The organism is Flavobacterium marginilacus, assembly GCF_026870155.1.
Lineage (GTDB): Bacteria > Bacteroidota > Bacteroidia > Flavobacteriales > Flavobacteriaceae > Flavobacterium > Flavobacterium marginilacus.
Map to the genome: position 1 here is coordinate 114,309 of NZ_CP113975.1, position 13,295 is coordinate 127,603.

Consider the following 13,295-nt stretch of genomic DNA (forward strand, 5'->3'; position numbering starts at 1 on the left):
GTAATGAAAAGATATTTAATTTTATTCCTATTATGTTTTCAAGGACTTTTGGCTCAGGTTCAATTTGAGGCAAGAGTAAGCAAAACGACGCTGGGGCTCAACGAGAGGCTTCGTATCGATTTTGTAATGAATATTGATGGCGATAATTTTGTGCAGCCTTCTTTCGAAGGTTTTAGAATTATTGCCGGACCAAGCCAGCAGGTGAGCCAGTCTTGGATCAATGGAAGAACATCTTTTGAAAAAAGCTATTCTTATTTTTTATTACCTGCTCAAAAAGGTATTTTGACGATCAGGCCGGCAGTGATCGAATTTAACGGTCAGATTTATAAAACACAGCCTATAAAAATAAATGTAACTGCAGCTACAGAACAGCCGAGAGATCCAAATGATTCTCAAATTTCGGCAGACGACAATCTTTATCTGGTTGCTGATATTACGAATACCAATCCTTACATCAACCAGCCGATTACGGTGGTTTATAAATTGTATTTCAGTTACAACATCGGAATTAATAAATGGGATGAACTTAGTAAACCCAAATACAATGATTTTTGGAGTCAAAATATTGAAATCAAAGATTTGATTCTCGAAGAAGGCATGTTCAAAGGGGAGAGGTATCGTTATGTGGTATTAAAGAAAGTAATTCTATATCCTCAAAAATCAGGTAAGCTGGTGATTGAACCTTTGGCAATGAATATAGAGGTTAAATTGCCTACTAATCGTAGAGATATGTTTGGTAGTGTAATTGAAAATATTGTAGATAAACGGGTGTCGGCTGGAGCAAAAACCATTAACGTAAAACCTTTGCCAGAAACAGGAAAACCAATTGACTTTACAGGAGCTGTAGGTAAATTTGATTTCAAAGCTATTCCTTCTAAAACCACTTTAAAAAATGGCGAAAGCTTAGATCTTGTTTTGAGTGTAACAGGGACAGGAAACCTTAAATTATTTACGCTGCCAAAACCAGAAGTGCCAAATGCATTAGAAATGTATGATGCAGTACATGATGAAAAAGTAAACACACCATTATCTGGAATGAATGGTAAAATATCCGATTCCTATACTATTGTACCACAATACAAAGGGGATTATGTTATTAAACCAATGCATTTTTCGTATTTCGATTTAGGTACTGGTACTTACAAAACAATCAGTTCTTCTGAGATAAAGATTAGTGTTTTAGATGGGCCTTCGCAAACGGCAGAAACACATAACACTGCAAGTGCGGGCAAAAATAAAATTGAACCTGTTGAGCAATTTAGATATATTGATTTAAGAACAACGCTTACATCTAGCAAAGAACCAATTTTTTTCCAATCTAATAAATTCTATGCTTTATTGTTTCTGCCATTCTTACTGCTTCCGATAATTGTATTGTTCAAAAAGAAAAAAGAGGCAATCGACAGCGATGTTTTTGGCAACAGAATTAAAATGAACAATAGATTGGCTAAAAAATATTTATCAGAAGCCAAAAAACAAATTAATAACAAAGAGCTTTTTTATATTGCTCTGGAAAAAGCAATGCATAATTTCCTGAAAGCGAAATTACATATCGAAACCTCTGAAATGAGTAAAGATAATATTCAGGAATTAATATTGTCCAGAAAAGCAAATCCTCAGGCGGTAAGCGATTTTATCTCCCTGACTGAGAATTGCGAGATTGCAAGATATGCGCCTTCATCAAGTGCAGCAATACAGCACGATTTTGATAAAGCAATAGCCATCATTTCTGAATTAGAAAAACAAATATAAGTTACTAAATAAAGAGGCTAAGAATTTAAGATTCTAAGAAACTAAGCTTCTTAGAAACTAAAAATAAAATAAAATGAAAAATATTTTTTACTTATTATTATTATTATTTGTTTCGCAGATTTTCTTTGCTCAAACTGGCTTTGAAAGGGGGAACGATTTATACAATAAAGGGAAATACGATCTTGCTGCCAAAGAGTATGAATCGGTTGTGGCGGCAAATAAAGAATCAGTTGAGCTGTATTTTAATTTAGGAAACTGCTATTATAAACTGCACCAGACAGCACCAGCAATTTATAATTATGAAAAGGCCTTAGTTTTGAATCCGTCTGATAAAAATGTTTTAAACAATATAAAATTTGCTCAAAAACAGATTATAGATGAAATAAAAGTGGTGCCAAAAGTAGGTTTCGCTAAACTGCTTCGTGATTTTACGGGAATTTATCCTTTTGATACTTGGGCTTGGATAACGATCTCTTTTGCATTCTTGTTTTTGTCTTTTTTTATTGGATATTATTTTTCTCAAACAGTACTGCTGAAAAGGATTTTTTTCCTGGGAATGTTTATAATATTACTGTTGCTTTTAATGAGTCTTTCTGCAGCTTTTTTTGAAAAAAGCCATTTCGACAATGAAAAACCAGCCATTGTTTTTGCTGAATCTACTGAACTAAGGAGTGAACCGCAAAAATCAAGTTCAGTTACATTTGTCCTGCATGAAGGCACCAAAGTATATGTTGAAGAAACACTGGGAAATTGGAAAAAAATTCAGTTGACTGATGGGACTGAAGGCTGGATTGAAGCTAAATCGATTAAAGAAGTAAAGTAATAGTTCTCAGATGGTAGATTTCATTTCAGTTTGCAGTCAAGTGTGTTGACAGTTTAATAAAAAAAAACAGCCTGTAGTATAAAAACTATAGGCTGTTTTTTTAGGTTTAATTGTCTTTCTATTTCACCTTCAATATTGTAAAAGACGATCCAATGTGTTAAAATGAACCAGTCTTTATTGTCGTAACTATAATGTAATTCCACCACCAAAAGTGACAAAATTGTATTTTGGTGTGCCAATTTTTAAGTTTTCATAACCGAAAGAAAAGAAATATTTTTCTTTATGATATTTCAGCCCCAATTCTAAGTTGTTTAAAGATTGTGAATTTACAGAACTCCATTTTGCACCGCTGTATAAATTAATGTTTCTGGCAAAAAAGATATCTGTGTTTAATCCAAAAGTAATTCCAGCTTTATTAATGTTATTAGAAATATAATTTACTCCAATTCCCCAACCCAGATTAAAGTTTTTGGTTCGGATTCTATCGTACCAAAAACTAGCATTAAATACCGAAAGACTAGTTGTGTTTTTTGTATTGGGTTCTACTTCTAGAAATTGATGATAATCTGCTGTAATATTAAAATAGGCTGAAGGATATAATTTGGCTCGAAAATGATTAGCATAAATACTATTGTTTTCTATCATTAGACAATCTTCAACATCCAGCCGCACCAAGTTTTTATTCACGTGTACTGTGTCTGGATTATAGTAATTACCGGTATTTGCTCTAAAAAAGGGATAAGGTGAAACCTCATTACTTAAATGAGATTCTCCACGATAGTTTCCTATCATGACAAAACCAACGGTGTAATAAGCGATGCCTGCCACTATATCTCCAATAAACCCCAGACCATCATTATTACTGTTATTGTAAGACGATGATTTTTTTGAACTGGAAGCTGTAGTAGAATTCCCTGTTGCCCCATTGTTCAATTGCATCTTGGAGCGTTGTAATTTGGTTTGAGAAAAACATATCGTAAAAGATAATAAAAAAACTATAAGCGAGAAGGTAATTTTAGTCATAAGATGTTTTTAAAATTATTTTCAAGTAAGATCAAAGAAAATATAAAATAATCCAATCTTTTCCCCTCTCATTCGGAGAGTGCTGAGGTGAGGATAAAAGTAACAAATTATTTTACATTTGTGTTTGGTATAAAATCTTCCCACGGCATTCGCTTTTAAAAGTTTCTGACACGAATTACACTAATTTGCACGAATTAAGATTGCTGTTTAATTACACAAAATATTAGAAACTGTAAAAGTTGTAAAATTTGATTTCAATTTTGATAAGAATTAGTGCTAATTGGTGAAATTCGTGTTTATCTTTTTTTAAATGCGAATGCCGTGAATCTTCCATCTGTAAACTGTCATCTTACTTCCTCGCCTTATCGTACCATTTCTCGATAGAAGGGAAAACAAATCCAGCAATTTTTTGAACAGGGTTAAAGAAAATTGATTTGTCCAAAGTTTCTTTTTTGGCTAAAAAATTATGGTAATTTATTTTTTCGAAAACAGTAAAAAATATACTCATGATTAAAATGGTTTTCAGCACTCTGAAAAAACCGCCGCCAACACTGTTTATCCAGCCCAAAAAAGCGAAATCAGCAATATTAGTCAGGAATTTGCCAATCAGATAAATACCGGCAACCACAATAATAAAAGTCAGAATAAAAGCAAAGATTTGAATAGTGTAAGGATTCCAATGCAGCCAGCCTGATAGGATATTCCTCAATATATCCGAAAATTTGATGGCAATGTAAATGCCAAGAATAAGCGAAAAGAACGAAGCCATTTCTACAAATAGTCCGTTTCGGATTCCTTTATACAGCGAATAGCACAAGAGTCCGCCTACAATAATATCAAAAAAACTCATTTTTTTATTTTAAAAATTAAAGCCACAAAGATAAAAGAATTGGTGTGAATGAGGAGGGGAGAATAGAAAATAGAGAATAGAAAATAGAGAAGTCAGGATACAGTTGCTATCTTTGCAGAAATCTAATTTTTAAAAATCCAAGAATAAGGTCTTTATTCTATTTTCTATTTTCTAAAAAATGTCAAGAGATACACAACTAAAAGAACGCTGGGAACGGCTTGTCGATATACTTTCCAATCGGTTTTCACAAGGTGAAGATTTGGATTTGGATGCCATAATTTATTTAATAGGAGTACAGGAATTAGGAAAACTACATCGTGAATTCAAAAAAGACGAGAAACTCAATCTGATGCATATTGCCATATGCCGATTACTGGAGCCTTATGGATTCTACGAATTTGATTATTTTGACGAAGACGGCTGGCCACATTATATCGTAAAAGAACAATTACCCGCTCTAAAGGCTGGGGAACAATCTGTTTTGATGAAAGAAGCAATCGTCAATTATTTTTTGGAAAAGGAACTTATCGATTAACGATTTAAGATTTTGGAACAGATGATTAGAAAAACTTCTAATTTCTAACTTCTAACTTCTAACTTTTCCTTAAATTCGCACTCTCAATTACGGAATGACAATGATAGACAAGATTAAAGAATATATTGGTGAAGCTCAGGCTTTCTCTACTCAAAATCCAGCAGAACTAGAGGCATTTAGAATAAAATTTTTGGGAACCAAAGGTTTGCTGAAAGATCTTTTTGCTGAATTTAAAAACGTACCAAACGACCAAAAAAAGGAATTTGGGCAGGTAATTAATTTACTTAAAACTTCTGCCGAAGACAAGGTAAAAACAATTCAGGAAGTCTTAGCAGGCAAGGAAGAAATTAAAGGATTTTATGGTGATTTGACCCGCACGGCCGAGCCTTCAATAATTGGTTCCCGTCATCCTATTTCATTGGTAAAAAACCAAATTATCGATGTTTTTTCAAATATAGGATTCAACGTTTCCGAAGGTCCGGAAATCGAGGATGACTGGCATAATTTTACAGCATTGAACCTTCCGGAATACCATCCGGCACGTGATATGCAGGATACTTTTTTCATACAGACCAATCCTGATATTTTGCTGCGTACGCACACTTCATCAGTGCAGGTTCGTTACATGGAGAATAACAAACCGCCAATTAGAACTATTTCTCCAGGCAGAGTTTTTCGAAACGAGGCAGTTTCTTCACGTTCACACTGTATTTTTCACCAAGTGGAAGGTTTGTATATAGACAAAGACGTTTCTTTTGCCGACTTGAAACAGACACTTTTGTATTTCACAAAAGAAATGTTCGGGAAATCAAAAATCCGTTTGAGACCATCCTATTTTCCATTTACTGAGCCAAGTGCCGAGGTAGATATTTATTGGGGACTTAAAACAGAAACTGATTACCGTATCACAAAAGGAACAGGCTGGCTGGAAATTATGGGCTGCGGAATGGTAGATCCTAATGTTCTTACCAACTGTGGAATCAATCCAGCCGAATACAACGGATTTGCTTTCGGAATGGGAATTGAGCGTATCGCGATGCTGTTGTACCAAATTGGCGATATCCGTATGTTTTATGAAAACGATGTGCGTTTCTTGGAACAATTCAAAGCAAGTATATAAAAAGAAAATAGATAATAGACGGATAGATGAAAGAACGTTATCCATCTATTATCTTTCAGTCTATCATCTATCATCTCAAAATGAAATCAGACATTACCATCCCAGAAGTAGAAAATGTATTCCTTGCCGCCGTTCAAGAATGGAGCGACGATTTTATGGAAAAAGTATGGTATGCTTACTTAATAAATGACAGCGACTTTCAGCTTGACAGCGTTATGGTTGTTTCCAAAGCCTTTGGAACTATTGATGGTGAAATGAAGAAAACATCTCTTTTACGTCATGCATTTATGGAAGTTCCCGCGGTTTCGGTGGTGAAAATCGAAATGGTTGAAAAAAGCGTATTGGCACTTAACAATGAATTTATGGTAACCTACTTCATTGGAAATACTTTATACGACAAAAAATTTATTTTCAAAGCCAACAGCATCAATGAAACTGATGTGGAAGAAGTACCGCTCTTGTTTGTTGACGGAGTGATAGTGAAATAAAAGTTTATTATCAGACCTAACAGGTTTTTAAATATGAATAAAAAAGGCATTTTCTAATTTAAGAAAATGCCTTTTTTTATGATTTTATTTTATCTGAAACCTGCACTCTAATCAAGCTCCTCAGTTAGTTTTTTAAACACAGCTTTGGCTTCTTTTCCTTCGTACAAAATTGTATAAACAGCATCAATAATTGGTGTGCTGGCACCGTAACCCTGGTTGAGTTTATAGGCACTTTTTACGGCATAATATCCTTCGGCAACCATGCTCATTTCCATTTGCGCCGATTTTACGGTATAACCTTTTCCAATCATGTTTCCGAACATTCGGTTTCTGGAAAAAACAGAATACCCAGTCACCAATAAATCTCCCAAATAGGCAGAATCATTAATGTTACGTTTCATTTTGTGCACTTTTTTGATGAATTTTTTCATCTCCCGAATGGCATTGCTCATAATCACTGACTGGAAATTATCACCATAACCCAATCCGTGTGCAATTCCTGCTGCAATGGAATAAATATTTTTCAGCATTGCGGCATATTCAGTACCTATAATATCATCTGATATTTTTGCTTTGATATAATTTCCGGATAAATTTTTGGCAACTATTGAAGCTTTTTCAGGATCGCCGCAGGCAATGGTTAAATACGAAAGTCTTTCCAATGCCACTTCTTCAGCGTGGCAAGGGCCTGTAATTACTCCGATATTGTAATATGGAATATCATATTTATAGTGAAAATGTTCCCCAACAATTAAACTGGTTTCGGGAACGATTCCTTTTATAGCAGAAAAAATGATTTTGTCTTTTAAAGAAACTGTTAGTTTTTCTAATTCAGCATTTAAAAATGCCGAAGGAATTGCAAATATAATGTAATCTGCATAAGCAACAGCTTCATTAATATCGTTCGTAAGTTTGAGTTTTTTATTATCAAACTCTACAGAGCTTAAATAATTAGGATTGTGTTTGTAGGCTTTAATGTGTTCGATGGCTGCTTCATTTCGCATATACCATGAAATCTCGGGAAGATTAACGCACAACATTTTAGCTATAGCAGTTGCCCAGCTTCCGCCGCCTATCACTGCAAATTTTAAATTATCGTCCATTATTTTATAAAATTTCACCAAAAGTACTTAAAAATATACCAATTACACAAATTAATTTTTTTGTTAGGTGTCTATTTTACAGGGGTTTTTAATGTCTTTTGCCAAAAAATTAAATTATTTATATTTTTTTTGATTTCATGCAATATTTACACAGCACTTACGTTGTAAGTGATTATAAATAAAATGTTTAAGTAAGAATATGAATTTTGAGTTAGTTAGTTTTGTTTTAGTATTTTAAAAAGGCGTCCATTGTGGTTAAATGAGCGCCTTTTTTTATGAACATATGTAATGTTTTGATTAGTAGCTTGCTAAAACAATCTCTTTCACTTTTTCCAAAGTAATATTTTGTTTTTCTCCTAAAGCTTTCCAGCCTCTTTTTTCAAAACGATCAACAATAAAATCGGCAGTTTTTTCAATGTTTTCAGCATTTTCAGAAAGCAGGGTTTTCATTCCCATAGTTTGGAAAAATGCTATCGTTTTCTGAATGGCCTGTTTAGCAATTTCATCTTCGGTTCCTGTTAACTGAAACACGCGTTTTCCGTATTGAGCCAATTTCCCTTTTTTGGTTTCAAACATTACTTTATAGAGGTTAGGACCTATAATTGCTAGTGTTCTGGCATGGTCAATTCCGTAAAGAGCAGTTAATTCGTGTCCAATCATGTGTGTAGCCCAATCGGTTGGAACTCCTTTTTGAATTAATCCGTTTAAAGCCATAGTACAGCTCCACATAAAATTGGAAGCCAAAGCATAATCTGTTGGGTTTTCTGCTACATCTGGACCAATTTGGATTAAAGTCTGTAAAATACTTTCAGCAATTCGGTCTTGTAAAAATCCCTCATGTACATACGTCAGGTATTGCTCCAGTACGTGAGTGTAGGCATCTACAACTCCGTTTTGTAATTGTTTTTTTGGCAGTGATTCAATTACGGTAGGATCACAGATAGAAAATTTTGGAAATAAAGCAGAACCGCCAAAATCCAATTTTTCATGAGTCGCTGCAATAGTTACCACCGAGCCCGAGTTCATTTCGCTTCCCGTTGCCGGCAAAGTCAAAACTGTTCCAAATGGTACGACATTTGCTCCTTCTTTAAAAAGAATTCTTTTTTTAAGAATATCAATTGGATCTCCTTCAAAAGGAACGGCAGCCGAGATAAATTTCACGCCGTCAATCACGCTCCCGCCGCCAACGGCCAAAATAAAATCAATATTTTGCTCTCTGATAATAGCAACGGCTTTCATCAAAGTCTCAAAATGCGGATTGGCTTCGATTCCGCCAAATTCAACAATATCGTATCCTTCCAGACTTTTGCGAACTTGCTCGTGAATTCCATTTTTAAAAATGCTTCCTCCGCCATAAGCGAGAAGGACTTTGGCATTGGCCGGAATCAGTGTGTTTAATTTTTCAATTTGTCCTTTTCCAAAAACCAATTTGGTAGGATTGTATAATTCGAAGTTTAGCATGATGTATGTTTTTTAATAAAGAAGTTACTAAGCAACTAAGTTACTAAGATTCTAAGTTTTTTAAATCTTAGTAACTTAGAATCTCAGAGACTCAGAAACTACTTTTTAGAATTTAATTGTGCTAATAATTTAGCAGCTACCAGTTTGGATGAAGCAGGATTTTGACCTGTAATCAGCAAGCCGTCTTCTACTGCATATACTCCCCAATCAGCTCCTTTGGAATATATAGCGCCATTTTTTTGTAATTCGTCCTCTAGCAAGAAAGGAACAATTTTGGACAATCCAACAGCTTCTTCTTCAGTGTTGGCGAATCCTGTAACTTTTTTTCCTTTTACTAAAAATTCTCCATTTACTTTTACATTTTTTAGAACGGCAGGTGCATGACATACAAATGCAACTGGTTTTTTGTGTGTGTAAAAAGATTCAATCAAAGCGATAGATTTTTTGTCTTCGACTAAATCCCAAAGCGGTCCATGGCCTCCAGGATAAAATACAGCATCGTAATCAGCTTGATTTACGTCGGATAATTTTTTTGTGTTTTTTAGTTTTTCCAATAAAACTTTATCGGCATCGAATCGTTTGGTGTCTTCTGTTGCTGATGAAGGATCAGCACTTTTTGGGTCAATCGGAGGCTGTCCTCCCTTTGGAGTTGCGATGTCAATAATCACGCCTTTGTCCAATAATGCATAATATGGCGCAGCCAATTCTTCGGTCCAAAATCCTGTTTTCTCTCCTGTGTTACCCAATTGATCGTGACTGGTAACTACGAATAATACTTTTTTCATCTTTTTGTTATTTTGTTTTTGCGCCGTTGCCATAAAGGAACCTGCAATTAATAATACGATTGTTAATAGACTTATTTTTTTCATAATTTGATGTGTTTAATAATTATCGATGAGCAAATTTATGACGAATATGGTATCAGTAAAAATAATTTAAATTATGTTTGTGATAAATTTATTTATATCATGGTCAATCTAGAATGGTATCGAACATTTAAATCAGTGTATAAAAACGGAAACTTTTCTTTGGCAGCCAAAGAATTATTTATCAGCCAGCCCGCTGTAAGTCAGCAGATTGTTATGTTGGAGGCACATGTAGGCTACAAGCTTTTTAATCGAAAGTCCAAAGGGGTTGAACCAACGGAATACGCTAAGTTACTCAATAATTTAATTATTGATGCATTGGACCGATTGGAAAATGTAGAGAATGGTTTTAGAGCTAAAGCATTTAATTCGAACAGATTAATTTCAGTTGGAATTTCAAGACATTTGATGAGCAGTATCGGGAGTGCATTGGTCTCAAAATTTGATTTTATCGATTTTAGTTTTCATATCAACGATGCGTTATTTGATTTGGTAAATACTAAAAAATTAGATTTTGCTATAATGACCAAACAATTTGACACCTTTGATACGATTCAGAAAAAAGTGGGGGAAATTAAGCAAGTGATTGTCGGTTCAGCCAATCTTGATCTTTCTGATTTTGAATCAAAAAAGAAAAATCAAGATTATGTAGCTATTGAAAACTGGCTGAACGAGCAAAAATGGTTCAGCCATGATGCGGGAATTCCGCATATAAAATTGTTTTGGCTTCATGTTTTCGCCAAAAAAAGGCCATCAATGGTTGCCAATTATATCATTCCATCCGAATATGAGATGCTTGAAATCCTTAGTAAAAATACCGGAATAGCCGTTACTTGGGATATCAATGCTAAAAATTTGATCGAAGAAAAGAAGTTGCAGTTGATATGGAATAGCGCCGAAATGCCAAGTACAGCTGTGTTTTTGTTGTCGGGTAAAAACAGTAATTTGAGTGCTGTTTTTGAGGATATAGAAAATGAGTTGAAAGCGGTTTTAGGGAGTTGATTTGGTTTAAAATTCTAAAAAGCGAACTATAAAAATTGTGTTTCATTCAATTAGATTTTCTTTAAGAATTTCCGAAATAAAGTTCAGTTTGTAAAACTATTTTTATATTTGTGTAAATCATACGCATTTATAAATATGAGTGAAAATCAGAATATCAGGGTTGCTGTTGATGCTATAGTTTTTGGCTACCAAAACAACCAACTGTACGTATTGTTAATTCAGCAAAAATTTGGAACTGAAAAATCCTATTGGGCGTTGCCTGGCGGTTTGGTCAAAAACGATGAATCTTTGCAGGACGCTGTAAAAAGGGAATTGAAAGAAGAAACCAACATTACGGTTAATTATTTTGAACAGCTTTTTACTTTTGGTGACGATGTATTTCGTGATCCTAGAAACCGGGTTATTTCGGTGGCTTATTTTGCGTTGGTGGATGCTGAAAAATTAAAAGTTATAGCCGATACGGATGCCGAAAAGGCGCAATGGTTTAAAATTGATGAGATTCCTCCCTTGGCTTTTGACCATACAATTATTTTGGGCAAGGCAATTAAACGCCTAAAAGCCAAACTTACTTATGAACCCATTGGATTTGATTTACTGCCAAAAGAGTTCTTGTTCTCTGAACTCGAAAATTTATACTGCATCATTTTGGAAAAAGAAATCGATCGAAGAAACTTTAGAAAGAAAATATTAAGCTTCGAAATTATTGAGGAAACAGATCGATTTTCTCCAGTTAAAAGCGGAAGACCCGCTAAATTATTCAAATTTAACAAACAGAAATACAATGCTTTATTGAGCGAGGGTTTTCACTTCGAAATCAAATTTGCGTAATTTTTACACAAAATAATTTGTAAGTTTAAATTTAATATTTATATTTGCGTACAATTAACGCAAAATGAAAAAATTATGATACTCAATTTAGATCCAAATTTCAAACCATTTACTACGGAGTCAGTAATCAGTTTTCAGAATTTTACTTTTTCAGGCGGTGAACCTCACATCAAAATAGAACCAAATTTTGACGTGACGCAAAAAGTCACTATTACCCACAGACTAAATTCATTCAATGATTTGGGATTATTGTGCATTGCCGTTGACGCGTTGCGCAGGATGGGTGTGAAAGACACGGAACTTTTCATTCCTTATTTTCCTGCCGCAAGACAGGACAGGGTTATGGTTAAAGGAGAACCGCTGTCTGTAAAAGTGTATGCTGATATTATTAATGGAATGCAATTCAGCAAAGTGTTTGTTTTTGATGCGCATTCAGAAGTTACTCCGGCATTGGTAAACAATTGTGAAGTAATTACAAACCATACTTTTATTGAAGCAGTTGTAAAAGCAATAGGTAACGGCGTCAAATTAATTTCTCCCGACGGTGGTGCTTTAAAGAAGATTTACAAAGTTTCTGAATTTCTTAGCGGAGTTGAAGTGGTGGAATGCAGTAAAAGCCGTGATGTAAAAACAGGAAGATTGTCAGGCTTTAAAGTGTATAATGACGATTTACAGGGCGCAGATTGTTTGATTGTTGATGATATTTGTGATGGAGGCGGAACATTTGTCGGACTTGCTGAAGAACTGAAAAACAAGAATGCCGGTAAGCTGTATTTGGCGGTAAGCCACGGAATTTTCAATAAAGGATTTGAAGTTTTGGATTGTTTCGAAAAAATATTTACTACCAATTCATTCAAAGATTTTGAAGGAGAAAGTGTTGAAGTTATAGGATTAAGTCAATTGATATGAAATACAGTTTGGAAAAATTGATGGCTCAAAATAGTGAAAATAAATATGTTTTCTTTTGGGGACATCAGCCGTCAAAAGATGAAACCATTACGAAAACCTGTTTTAGTCAGTGGTGGATTAGTCCATTTGTGGCAGAAGGCATAACTTATAAAACTGCAGAGCATTGGATGATGGCCAAGAAAGCAGAACTGTTTAATGATCAAGAAATTTTAGAAAAAATAATTCAGGCTAATTCACCAGCTGAAGCCAAAAAATTAGGACGAGAAGTGAGAAATTATGTAGATTCCCTTTGGTTAGAAAATAGATATGAAATAGTAAAACAGGGTAATTTTCATAAGTTCAGTCAAAATAAAGATTTAAAAGAATTCCTTATCAATACCAAAGAAAGAATTTTGGTCGAAGCCAGTCCGGTAGATTCCATTTGGGGAATTGGTATGGCAACAGATCATAAAGACATTAACAATCCCGAAAAATGGATAGGTTTAAACCTTTTGGGTTTTGCTTTGATGGAAGTTAGGTATGAATTGAAATAAAA

The 13,295-nt window shown here is 34.3% G+C and carries 14 protein-coding genes; 9 read left to right on the forward strand and 5 right to left on the reverse strand.

Annotation, left to right across the window (positions count from 1 at the left end; genetic code table 11):
* Positions 1-3: 3 nt before the first annotated feature.
* The gene (locus tag OZP07_RS00515) at positions 4-1,752 is read left to right on the forward strand and encodes a BatD family protein (RefSeq protein WP_281636893.1); all 1,749 of its coding nucleotides are present in this window, start codon (positions 4-6) and stop codon (positions 1,750-1,752) included.
* 73 nt (positions 1,753-1,825) lie between these two features.
* Entirely contained in the window at positions 1,826-2,575 is a 750-nt protein-coding gene (locus tag OZP07_RS00520) for a tetratricopeptide repeat protein (RefSeq protein WP_281636894.1), read from the forward strand.
* A 186-nt stretch (positions 2,576-2,761) separates the two neighbouring features.
* On the opposite strand, the gene OZP07_RS00525 is transcribed toward OZP07_RS00520, so the two are convergent.
* Positions 2,762-3,598 carry a hypothetical protein gene (locus OZP07_RS00525; RefSeq protein WP_281636895.1) on the reverse strand — a complete coding sequence of 279 codons (837 nt, stop codon included), beginning with the start codon at positions 3,596-3,598 and terminating at the stop codon, positions 2,762-2,764.
* A 349-nt stretch (positions 3,599-3,947) separates the two neighbouring features.
* Positions 3,948-4,448: a CvpA family protein gene (locus OZP07_RS00530; protein ID WP_194641383.1), complete on the reverse strand. Its 501-nt coding sequence runs from the start codon at positions 4,446-4,448 to the stop codon at positions 3,948-3,950.
* Positions 4,449-4,626: 178 nt separating this feature from the next.
* Between OZP07_RS00530 and OZP07_RS00535 the strand changes: the two genes are divergently transcribed.
* The 3 genes from OZP07_RS00535 to OZP07_RS00545 all read left to right on the forward strand — a co-directional run bounded on the left by OZP07_RS00535 (position 4,627) and on the right by OZP07_RS00545 (position 6,591).
* Complete coding sequence (locus tag OZP07_RS00535; protein WP_194641382.1) at positions 4,627-4,983, forward strand: hypothetical protein; 357 nt, start codon at positions 4,627-4,629, stop codon at positions 4,981-4,983.
* Positions 4,984-5,083: 100 nt separating this feature from the next.
* Positions 5,084-6,103, forward strand: a complete 1,020-nt coding sequence (gene pheS, locus OZP07_RS00540) for a phenylalanine--tRNA ligase subunit alpha (RefSeq protein ID WP_194641381.1) — start codon at positions 5,084-5,086, stop codon at positions 6,101-6,103.
* Between the two features lie 80 nt (positions 6,104-6,183).
* Positions 6,184-6,591, forward strand: coding sequence for a hypothetical protein (locus OZP07_RS00545; protein WP_194641380.1), 408 nt, complete (start codon positions 6,184-6,186; stop codon positions 6,589-6,591).
* 107 nt (positions 6,592-6,698) lie between these two features.
* On the opposite strand, the gene OZP07_RS00550 is transcribed toward OZP07_RS00545, so the two are convergent.
* From OZP07_RS00550 to OZP07_RS00560, 3 genes are all read right to left on the reverse strand, one after another.
* Positions 6,699-7,694, reverse strand: a complete 996-nt coding sequence (locus OZP07_RS00550) for an NAD(P)H-dependent glycerol-3-phosphate dehydrogenase (protein ID WP_194641379.1) — start codon at positions 7,692-7,694, stop codon at positions 6,699-6,701.
* 297 nt (positions 7,695-7,991) lie between these two features.
* Entirely contained in the window at positions 7,992-9,155 is a 1,164-nt protein-coding gene (locus OZP07_RS00555; protein ID WP_281636896.1) for an iron-containing alcohol dehydrogenase, read from the reverse strand.
* Positions 9,156-9,253: 98 nt separating this feature from the next.
* Positions 9,254-10,024, reverse strand: coding sequence for a type 1 glutamine amidotransferase domain-containing protein (locus OZP07_RS00560; RefSeq protein ID WP_194641377.1), 771 nt, complete (start codon positions 10,022-10,024; stop codon positions 9,254-9,256).
* Positions 10,025-10,030: 6 nt separating this feature from the next.
* Between OZP07_RS00560 and OZP07_RS00565 the strand changes: the two genes are divergently transcribed.
* The 4 genes from OZP07_RS00565 (at position 10,031) to ybiA (ending at position 13,293) form a co-directional block, all read left to right on the forward strand.
* Positions 10,031-11,023, forward strand: coding sequence for a LysR family transcriptional regulator (locus tag OZP07_RS00565; protein WP_281636897.1), 993 nt, complete (start codon positions 10,031-10,033; stop codon positions 11,021-11,023).
* 135 nt (positions 11,024-11,158) lie between these two features.
* Entirely contained in the window at positions 11,159-11,851 is a 693-nt protein-coding gene (locus OZP07_RS00570) for an NUDIX hydrolase (protein ID WP_194641375.1), read from the forward strand.
* Between the two features lie 75 nt (positions 11,852-11,926).
* Positions 11,927-12,760, forward strand: a complete 834-nt coding sequence (gene prs / locus OZP07_RS00575) for a ribose-phosphate diphosphokinase (protein WP_281636898.1) — start codon at positions 11,927-11,929, stop codon at positions 12,758-12,760.
* Complete coding sequence (gene ybiA, locus OZP07_RS00580) at positions 12,757-13,293, forward strand: riboflavin biosynthesis intermediates N-glycosidase (RefSeq protein WP_281636899.1); 537 nt, start codon at positions 12,757-12,759, stop codon at positions 13,291-13,293. Before prs ends, ybiA begins: the two co-directional genes overlap by 4 nt.
* Positions 13,294-13,295 lie beyond the last annotated feature (2 nt).

Coding starts and splice junctions, on each gene's coding strand:
- OZP07_RS00515 (WP_281636893.1), top strand. CDS start 4: ATGAAAAGATATTTAATTTTATTCCTATTATGTTTTCAAGGACTTTTG.
- pheS (WP_194641381.1), top strand. CDS start 5,084: ATGATAGACAAGATTAAAGAATATATTGGTGAAGCTCAGGCTTTCTCT.
- OZP07_RS00550 (WP_194641379.1), bottom strand. CDS start 7,694: ATGGACGATAATTTAAAATTTGCAGTGATAGGCGGCGGAAGCTGGGCA.
- OZP07_RS00560 (WP_194641377.1), bottom strand. CDS start 10,024: ATGAAAAAAATAAGTCTATTAACAATCGTATTATTAATTGCAGGTTCC.
- OZP07_RS00525 (WP_281636895.1), bottom strand. CDS start 3,598: ATGACTAAAATTACCTTCTCGCTTATAGTTTTTTTATTATCTTTTACG.
- OZP07_RS00530 (WP_194641383.1), bottom strand. CDS start 4,448: ATGAGTTTTTTTGATATTATTGTAGGCGGACTCTTGTGCTATTCGCTG.
- OZP07_RS00520 (WP_281636894.1), top strand. CDS start 1,826: ATGAAAAATATTTTTTACTTATTATTATTATTATTTGTTTCGCAGATT.
- OZP07_RS00555 (WP_281636896.1), bottom strand. CDS start 9,155: ATGCTAAACTTCGAATTATACAATCCTACCAAATTGGTTTTTGGAAAA.
- ybiA (WP_281636899.1), top strand. CDS start 12,757: ATGAAATACAGTTTGGAAAAATTGATGGCTCAAAATAGTGAAAATAAA.
- prs (WP_281636898.1), top strand. CDS start 11,927: ATGATACTCAATTTAGATCCAAATTTCAAACCATTTACTACGGAGTCA.
- OZP07_RS00535 (WP_194641382.1), top strand. CDS start 4,627: ATGTCAAGAGATACACAACTAAAAGAACGCTGGGAACGGCTTGTCGAT.
- OZP07_RS00545 (WP_194641380.1), top strand. CDS start 6,184: ATGAAATCAGACATTACCATCCCAGAAGTAGAAAATGTATTCCTTGCC.
- OZP07_RS00565 (WP_281636897.1), top strand. CDS start 10,031: ATGTGTTTAATAATTATCGATGAGCAAATTTATGACGAATATGGTATC.
- OZP07_RS00570 (WP_194641375.1), top strand. CDS start 11,159: ATGAGTGAAAATCAGAATATCAGGGTTGCTGTTGATGCTATAGTTTTT.